We start from the raw sequence: 7,482 nt of genomic DNA, 5'->3' as shown, positions 1-7,482 counted from the left end.
GCCCGGTTCCGGATGCCCAGGGGCACCCGGAACCGGGCCGGGGGGACTGACGGAACCGGGCCGGGAGGACTGGCTGACCGGCGTCGGGAGGACCGGCTGACCGGCGTCGGGCGCCGCCCGCGTCACTCCTTGAGGCCGAAGAAGGGCTCCAGCGGATCGGGCAGCCGGTCGTTGCAGGCCATGGCGCCCGTCTTGGTGAGGGCGTCGTTCACGCAGGTGTAGTAGTCCCGGTAGACCAGCTGGACCGTGTAACCCGTGGCGACGATCGCCAGGGCGAGCAACGCCGTCACCAGTCCGCTGACGGCCGCGGTGGTCTGCTGCCGGCCGCTCCGGCCGGCGCCGGACGCCGCAGCCGGTGCGGTCGCCGACGGGGCGCGGTCCGGGGTCTCACCGGACGTGCTGCCGGGTGTCCGGGCCGCCTCCGAGCCGGCGGTGGCGGTACCGGCGCCGGTCGCAGGAGTGCTGCCGGGGCTCGCCCGCAGGGCACTGATCGCCCAGTACACGGCGAGGGCGCCGAGGAGCAGGGCGATCTCCGGGAAGTCGAAGAGGGCGAAGAAGAACGCCCACATGCCGCCCAGCAGTGCGTAGCGCGCACGCCGCTGGGCGGGGTCGGTCGGGTCCCAGCGCACTCCGCCCGGACCGCCCTCGGGTCCGCCCGGCCCGTCCGGTCCGCCCGCGCCTCCGGGACGGCTGCCGAAGCCGCCGTTCTGCCGGCCCGGCTGCCGGTCGCTCCACTGGCTGCCCCAGACCGGGCGCCGGTCGTCGGACGGATCGCCGCCGCCCTCACCGCCCTGGTCCCCCCGGCCCGGGGAGGGGTGGCGGGGCTGCCACGGCTGGTCGGGCCGGTCCTCGGGTGGAGCGGCGAACGGATTGTCGTCCGAGGGGGCGGAGGAGCCCCGGGAGGGGGAGCCGCCCGGGGAGCCGGAGGCCCCGGAACCCGCGGAATCGGGTGCGGAGGAACCCGGCGACGAGCCCGATGACGAGTCCGGCGACGAGGAGCCCGGCGACGAGGGCCGGCGTTCCCGCATCAGCGTGGATGCCCGCTCGGGCAGCGGGTGGCCAAAGGCGGTGCGGAGGCGGTCCGGCATGTGGTGAACGTCTTCCCCATCTCGTCGTTTCCGCCCGGAGGACGGTTCCCTGTCCCCAGACGCTACCTCCCGGCCGCGCCCCCGTCCCGTGGGGGCCGCCGGGTGTGCCGGTATCGTTGCTGACGGTCGGGCCGTTCGTAGAGTTCCCCGTATCCCGGGGTGGGCTTCTTTCGTACGACCGCACAAACGCCTTCACGCACATCGCACCTGCCTCACCACGCGAGAAAGGGCCCAGTTGTGGCCTCCCCGCCCCCCTCAGCCGCTCCGGCCCGCCTGGTCGTCCTCGTCTCCGGCTCGGGCACCAATCTGCAGGCACTGCTCGACGCGATCGGTGGCGACCCCGCCGGTTACGGCGCCGAGGTCGTCGCCGTCGGCGCGGACCGGCACGGAACGGCCGGGCTCCAGCGCGCCGAGCGCGCCGGGCTCCCCACCTTCGTGTGCAGGGTCGGTGACCACGCGACCCGTGAGGAGTGGGACGCGGCGCTGACGGAGGCCGTCGCCGAGCACCGCCCGGACCTCGTGGTGTCCGCGGGCTTCATGAAGATCGTGGGCAGGACGTTCCTCGCCGAGTTCGGCGGCCGGATCGTGAACACCCACCCCGCCCTGCTCCCCAGCTTTCCCGGTGCCCACGGGGTGCGCGACGCGCTCGCGTACGGCGTGAAGGTCACCGGGTGCACCGTCCACTTCGTCGACGACGGCGTCGACACCGGTCCGATCATCGCGCAGGGCGTGGTCGAGTTGACCGAAGAGGACACGGCGGAGGGCGAAGCCGCTCTCCATGAACGCATCAAGAAAGTCGAGCGCACGCTGCTCGTCGAGGCCGTAGGGCGGCTCGCCCGCGACGGCTATCGCATTGAGGGACGAAAGGTTCATCTCGGTCATGTCGGTGAATAAGCCCATCCGCCGCGCCCTGGTCAGTGTCTACGACAAGACGGGGCTCGAAGACCTCGCCCGCGGTCTCCACGAGGCGGGTGTCGAGCTGGTGTCCACCGGCTCCACCGCCGGGAGGATCGCCGCCGCAGGAGTGCCGGTCACCAAGGTCGAGGAGCTCACCGGCTTCCCCGAGTGCCTCGACGGCCGGGTCAAGACGCTGCACCCCCGTGTCCACGCCGGCATCCTCGCCGACCTGCGTCTGGACACCCACCGGGAGCAGCTCGCCGAGCTCGGCGTGGAGCCGTTCGACCTGGTGGTCGTCAACCTGTACCCGTTCAAGGCGACCGTCGCCTCGGGCGCGTCCGACGACGAGTGCGTGGAGCAGATCGACATCGGCGGTCCGTCGATGGTCCGCGCCGCCGCCAAGAATCACCCGTCCGTGGCAGTGGTGACCAGCCCGGAGCGTTACGCCGACGTCCTCGCCGCCGTGCAGGAGGGCGGCTTCGACCTCACCGCCCGCAAGCGGCTCGCCGCCGAGGCCTTCCAGCACACCGCCGCCTACGACGTGGCCGTGGCCTCCTGGTTCGCCGACGGCTACGCGGCCGCCGACGACACCGGCTTCGCCGACTTCTCCGGTGCGACGTACGCGCGCAAGAACGTCCTGCGCTACGGCGAGAACCCGCACCAGCCCGCCGCGCTCTACACCTCCGGCGAAGGCGGCCTCGCGGAGGCCGAACAGCTGCACGGCAAGGAGATGTCCTACAACAACTACACGGACACCGACGCCGCCCGCCGCGCCGCCTACGACCACGCCGAGCCGTGCGTCGCGATCATCAAGCACGCCAACCCGTGCGGGATCGCGATCGCCGACGACGTCGCCGAGGCCCACCGCAAGGCGCACGCCTGCGACCCGCTCTCCGCCTTCGGCGGCGTCATCGCCGTCAACCGTCCGGTGACCGTCGAGCTGGCCGAGCAGGTCGCCGACATCTTCACCGAGGTCATCGTCGCCCCGGCGTACGAGGACGGTGCCGTCGAGGTCCTGGCCCGCAAGAAGAACATCCGGGTGCTGCGCTGCCCCGACGCCCCCACCTCCACGGTCGAGGTCAAGCCGATCGACGGCGGCGCCCTGCTCCAGGTCACCGACCGGCTCCAGGCCGACGGCGACGACCCGGCCAACTGGACCCTCGCCACGGGTGAGGCGCTGAGCGCCGGGGACCTCAGGGAGCTCGCCTTCGCGTGGAAGGCATGCCGGGCCGTGAAGTCCAACGCCATCCTGCTCGCCAAGGACGGGGCCTCCGTCGGCGTCGGCATGGGCCAGGTCAACCGCGTCGACTCCGCGAAGCTCGCCGTGGAGCGGGCCGGCGAGGAGCGGGCGGCGGGCTCCTTCGCCGCGTCCGACGCCTTCTTCCCCTTCCCCGACGGCCTGGAGATCCTGACCGCCGCCGGTATCAAGGCCGTGGTCCAGCCCGGTGGCTCGGTCCGTGACGAGCTGGTCGTCGAGGCGGCGAAGAAGGCGGGCGTGACCATGTACTTCACGGGCACGCGCCACTTCTTCCACTGACGTCTCCCGCAGTCGCACGCCGCAGGCCGCGCCCCTTCCGGGCGCGGCCTGCGGCCTGTACCGGCGACGGAAACCACTCGTCCCTCTGTTCTAATGGATGGCCTTGCCGGGCAGCGACCGCACGCGGGTGACCGGCAGCGACCAGTGAGGGACTCCGTTGCGGGGGCATCGTGCTTGATCTGAACCGGAGCGATACGGCCGTGCCCGGTGACGGGGGCGCCGACGGCGACGGGCACGGGAACGGCCGGCCCGGCGACGACGGCCCCGAAGGCGCGGAGCCGGGCCGTGCCGCCGGAGCCGCGGCGGCCCCCGCCCCGGCCCCGCACCATGTCCCGCTGCGTCCCTACGTGATCGCGGCCCTCCTCCTCTGCGCCGTCTACTTCCTCTACTCCTCCCTCCGGTACAGCCACTTCCAGTCGCCCTCGTGGGACCTCGGCATCTTCGAGCAGGAGGTGCGCGCCTACGCCGGCCTGCGGGCCCCCGTCGTCGACATCAAGGGCCCCGGCTATCTGATACTGGGCGACCACTTCAGTCCCGTGGTGGCGCTCCTGGTGCCGCTCTACTGGGTCTGGCCCTCCGCCCTCGCGCTGCTCCTCGCGCAGTCCGCCCTCTTCGCCGCCTCGGCGGTCGTCGTCGGCCGGACCGCCCAGCAACTGCTCGGCGGCCGCAGCGGCCTCTGCGTCACCGTCGCCTACGGGCTCTCCTGGGGTCTGCAGGAAGCGGTGAAGGCCGACTTCCACGAGATAGCGTTCGCCGTACCGCTGCTCGCCCTCGTGTGCCGGGCCCTGCTCATGGCGCGCTGGCGCGCCGCCGTGCTGTGGTCGCTGCCCCTGGTCCTCGTCAAGGAGGACCTCGGCATCACCGTCGCGGTCGTCGGCGCGCTCCTGGCCGTGTACGGGCGGCGGCTCCAGGGCCTCCTGCTGGCGGTCTTCGGAGTGTTCGCGTTCGCACTGACCGTCCTCGTCCTCATCCCGGCGGCCAGCAGCGCCGGGACGTACGACTACTGGACGAAGATCGAGCAGGACGGCGGGCAGCCGGTGTCCCCGCTCGACTCCCTCCTCGGTGTCCTCGACTCCTCTGTCAAGATCGAGATGCTGGTCTTCCTCGTCGGCATCACCGCCTTCATGGCCCTGCGCTCACCCCTGGTCCTGCTCGTGCTCCCCACGCTCGGCTGGCGCCTGCTCTCCCAGGACTCCAACCACTGGGGCATGGTCTGGCACTACAGCGCGATCCTCATGCCGGTGGTCTTCCTGGCCATGGCGGACGGCGTCCGCCGCAGCCGAGGATCGTCCCGGCCCTGGCTGGCCGCCTACGCGAACGCGGCCGTCCCCGTCGCCACCGCCGTCGCCGTGGCCCTCACCCAGCACCTCCCCCTGCGCGACCTGCTGCGCCCCGAGACGTACCGGACCGACGCGCGCACCGACGCGGCCGAAGCGGCGCTGGAGGCCGTTCCGGTGGGCGCGAGGGTGGAGACGGACATCACGCTGATGGCGCACCTGACCGGTGACCGCACGGTCTACTGGATCGGCGGCGCCCCCGGCACCGCGCCCGACGTCGTCGCCCTCAACCTGGACTTCGGCTGGTCCGCCCCCATCGACGACCCGGTGGGGTACGCCCGGCAGCTACACCCCGAAGCGCGGTACCGGATCACGCGGGAGGCGGGTCCCTTCGTCGTGATGGAGCGGACGACGCCGGTGCCCGGAAACGACTGAAGGCCGTGACACCCGGCGCGGAGCGGGTGTCACGGCCTTCGGATGCCTGCGTCCGTCAGTACTGCGACCGCTGACGGTTGAACCAGGCACCGCCGTCGGACTTCGCCACGAAGACGACGATCAGGATGGCGAGAACCGTGTGGACGAGGCCGATGACGAGGAACGGGTAGATACCGAGGATCGCCGTGATCACGCCGAAGACGATGGTGGTGATCCGCAGGCCGTTGCCCCCCTTGCCGAACTTGGCGGCGAGGACGACCGCGAAGACGCCCCACAGGACCGAGAAGGCGACGATGGCCCAGAGCGCGTTGCCCGAGTAGTCGGCGAGCTGCTGGAACTGGACGTCTTCCTTGAGCGTCTCGTCGTTCTGGGCGGCGTTCACGGCCGCCGCGCCGAGGGCGAATATGATCGCGCCGATGACCTGCAGACCGACGATCACGTAGAGCATGACGCGTGCGGCCTTCACACCCCCGGGCATCTCCGTGGGCACCCCCGGGAAGCCGTAACCGCCCTGGACGGGCGGCGCCTGCGGGTAGCCGTAGCCCTGCTGGGGCGCGCCCTGCGGGGCCTGCTGGGGATAGCCGTAGCCCGGCTGCCCGCCCTGCTGCTGGCCATAGGGCTGCTGCTGGCCGTAGGGGTTGTTGGGGTCGCCGAAGCTCATGGCGAGATTCCTCCGTTGTGGATCTGCGGGGACGACGCGGTCCTGGCGGAGGAGAGCTGCGCGATCTGAACGGTAGGTCCCCCCGACACTGCCCGCGGTGCTGCGCGCCTCATCGTCGTCGCGGCCTCCGCTCCCTGTCCAGTCGGCGGCTGAATGTGTTGTGCAAGTGCAACCTTGTGTCCAGGGGGCACACCTAATTGGTATGCGAGCGGGGTCATCCGCGAGGATGGGTGTCATGACTGCCCAGATTCTCGATGGCAAGGCCACCGCAGCTGCGATCAAGTCCGATCTGACCGTCCGCGTGGCGGCCCTCAAGGCACAGGGCATCACCCCCGGACTGGGGACCCTGCTCGTCGGGGACGACCCGGGCAGCCGGTGGTACGTGAACGGCAAGCACCGTGACTGCGCCCAGGTCGGCATGGGCTCCATCCAGCGCGAACTCCCCGGCACCGCCACGCAGGAGGAGATCGAGGAGGTCGTACGGGAGCTCAACGCCAACCCGGAGTGCACGGGATACATCGTGCAGCTCCCCCTCCCCGAGGGCATCGACACCAACCGCGTCCTGGAGCTGATGGACCCGGCGAAGGACGCGGACGGGCTGCACCCGATGAGCCTGGGCAAGCTCGTGCTGAACGAGACGGGCCCGCTGCCCTGCACCCCGCAGGGAGTCGTCACCCTGCTGCGCCGGCACGGCGTGGAGATCAACGGCGCCCACGTGGTCGTCGTCGGCCGTGGCGTCACCATCGGCCGGCCCCTCCCGCTCCTCCTGACGCGCAGGTCCGAGAACGCGACCGTCACCCAGTGCCACACCGGGACCCGAGACCTGTCGGCCCACCTCAGGGAGGCGGACATCATCGTCGCCGCCGCCGGTGTCCCCCACCTCATCAAGCCCGAGGACGTGAAGCCGGGCGCGGCCGTGCTCGACGTCGGCGTCAGCCGCGACGAGAACGGCAAGATCGTCGGTGACGTCCACCCCGGTGTCGCCGAGGTGGCCGCGTGGGTCGCCCCGAACCCGGGGGGCGTCGGCCCCATGACCCGCGCGCAGTTGCTCGTCAACGTGGTCGAGGCGGCCGAGCGTGCCGCCGCCGACGCCTCCGCCGCGTCCGCCGGCTGACCGGGCCGGAAGGACGTCATGGCTGAGGGTGCTGGTTCGAGTCCGGCGGGCGGTACGCACACGGGCGGCGTGCCAGGAGAGGGCGGGACACCGGGGGCCGCCGGTCCTGCGGCGTCCGGGAAAGCGACCGGGCCTGTGGGGACGAGCGAACCCGCGGTGACGAGCGAACCCGCGGGGTCGGCCGCACCCGCGGGAACGGCTGGGTGCTCGGGGACAGCCGCACCCGGTGAGGCGACCGCGCCTGCTGGGGCGACTGCTCCCGCGGTGACGACGGAATCCGCGGGGTCGGCCAAATCCGCCGGGTCGGCCGAACCCGCGGAAGCGGCCGAACCCGCGGAAGCGGCCGAACCCGCGGAAGCGGCCGAACCCGCGGAAGCGGCCGAACCGGTGCCCTCCGGGGGCGGGCGCGCCGAGGCGCTCCGTCAGGTACTCCTCCAGCTCCATGGAGTCCGTGACGCCGCGGTCGGCCAGCC

At 72.2% G+C, this 7,482-nt stretch carries 7 protein-coding genes; 5 read left to right on the top strand and 2 right to left on the bottom strand.

Annotated features, from left to right (window positions below):
• Window positions 1-122 precede the first annotated feature (122 nt).
• Entirely contained in the window at window positions 123-1,088 is a 966-nt protein-coding gene (locus ABZ371_RS26205; RefSeq protein ID WP_358683926.1) for a hypothetical protein, read from the bottom strand.
• A 237-nt stretch (window positions 1,089-1,325) separates the two neighbouring features.
• Here ABZ371_RS26205 and purN point away from each other — a divergent pair, with 237 nt between their 5' ends.
• The 3 genes from purN (at window position 1,326) to ABZ371_RS26190 (ending at window position 5,234) form a co-directional block, all read left to right on the top strand.
• On the top strand, window positions 1,326-1,982 hold the full coding sequence (gene purN / locus ABZ371_RS26200) for a phosphoribosylglycinamide formyltransferase (RefSeq protein WP_358683924.1): 657 nt from the start codon (window positions 1,326-1,328) through the stop codon (window positions 1,980-1,982).
• Entirely contained in the window at window positions 1,969-3,522 is a 1,554-nt protein-coding gene (gene purH, locus ABZ371_RS26195; protein WP_358683922.1) for a bifunctional phosphoribosylaminoimidazolecarboxamide formyltransferase/IMP cyclohydrolase, read from the top strand. Before purN ends, purH begins: the two co-directional genes overlap by 14 nt.
• Before the next feature lie 170 nt (window positions 3,523-3,692).
• Window positions 3,693-5,234: a DUF2079 domain-containing protein gene (locus ABZ371_RS26190; protein WP_358683920.1), complete on the top strand. Its 1,542-nt coding sequence runs from the start codon at window positions 3,693-3,695 to the stop codon at window positions 5,232-5,234.
• A gap of 55 nt (window positions 5,235-5,289) precedes the next feature.
• Here the strand turns inward: ABZ371_RS26190 and ABZ371_RS26185 are convergent, their stop codons facing one another.
• Window positions 5,290-5,895: a hypothetical protein gene (locus tag ABZ371_RS26185; RefSeq protein ID WP_358683918.1), complete on the bottom strand. Its 606-nt coding sequence runs from the start codon at window positions 5,893-5,895 to the stop codon at window positions 5,290-5,292.
• Window positions 5,896-6,130: 235 nt separating this feature from the next.
• On the opposite strand from ABZ371_RS26185, the gene ABZ371_RS26180 reads away from it, so the two are divergent.
• Both ABZ371_RS26180 and ABZ371_RS26175 read left to right on the top strand, forming a co-directional pair.
• Window positions 6,131-7,009, top strand: a complete 879-nt coding sequence (locus tag ABZ371_RS26180; protein WP_358683916.1) for a bifunctional methylenetetrahydrofolate dehydrogenase/methenyltetrahydrofolate cyclohydrolase — start codon at window positions 6,131-6,133, stop codon at window positions 7,007-7,009.
• 264 nt (window positions 7,010-7,273) lie between these two features.
• On the top strand, window positions 7,274-7,482 hold a 209-nt coding region (locus ABZ371_RS26175), incomplete at its 3' end, for a hypothetical protein (protein WP_358683914.1).

Source organism: Streptomyces sp. NPDC005899, assembly GCF_040629645.1.
In the GTDB taxonomy this organism is placed as follows: domain Bacteria; phylum Actinomycetota; class Actinomycetes; order Streptomycetales; family Streptomycetaceae; genus Streptomyces.
This window is presented reverse-complemented; position numbering and strand designations above follow the sequence as displayed.

Coding starts and splice junctions, on each gene's coding strand:
- ABZ371_RS26205 (WP_358683926.1), bottom strand. CDS start 1,088: ATGCCGGACCGCCTCCGCACCGCCTTTGGCCACCCGCTGCCCGAGCGG.
- ABZ371_RS26180 (WP_358683916.1), top strand. CDS start 6,131: ATGACTGCCCAGATTCTCGATGGCAAGGCCACCGCAGCTGCGATCAAG.
- purH (WP_358683922.1), top strand. CDS start 1,969: ATGTCGGTGAATAAGCCCATCCGCCGCGCCCTGGTCAGTGTCTACGAC.
- ABZ371_RS26185 (WP_358683918.1), bottom strand. CDS start 5,895: ATGAGCTTCGGCGACCCCAACAACCCCTACGGCCAGCAGCAGCCCTAT.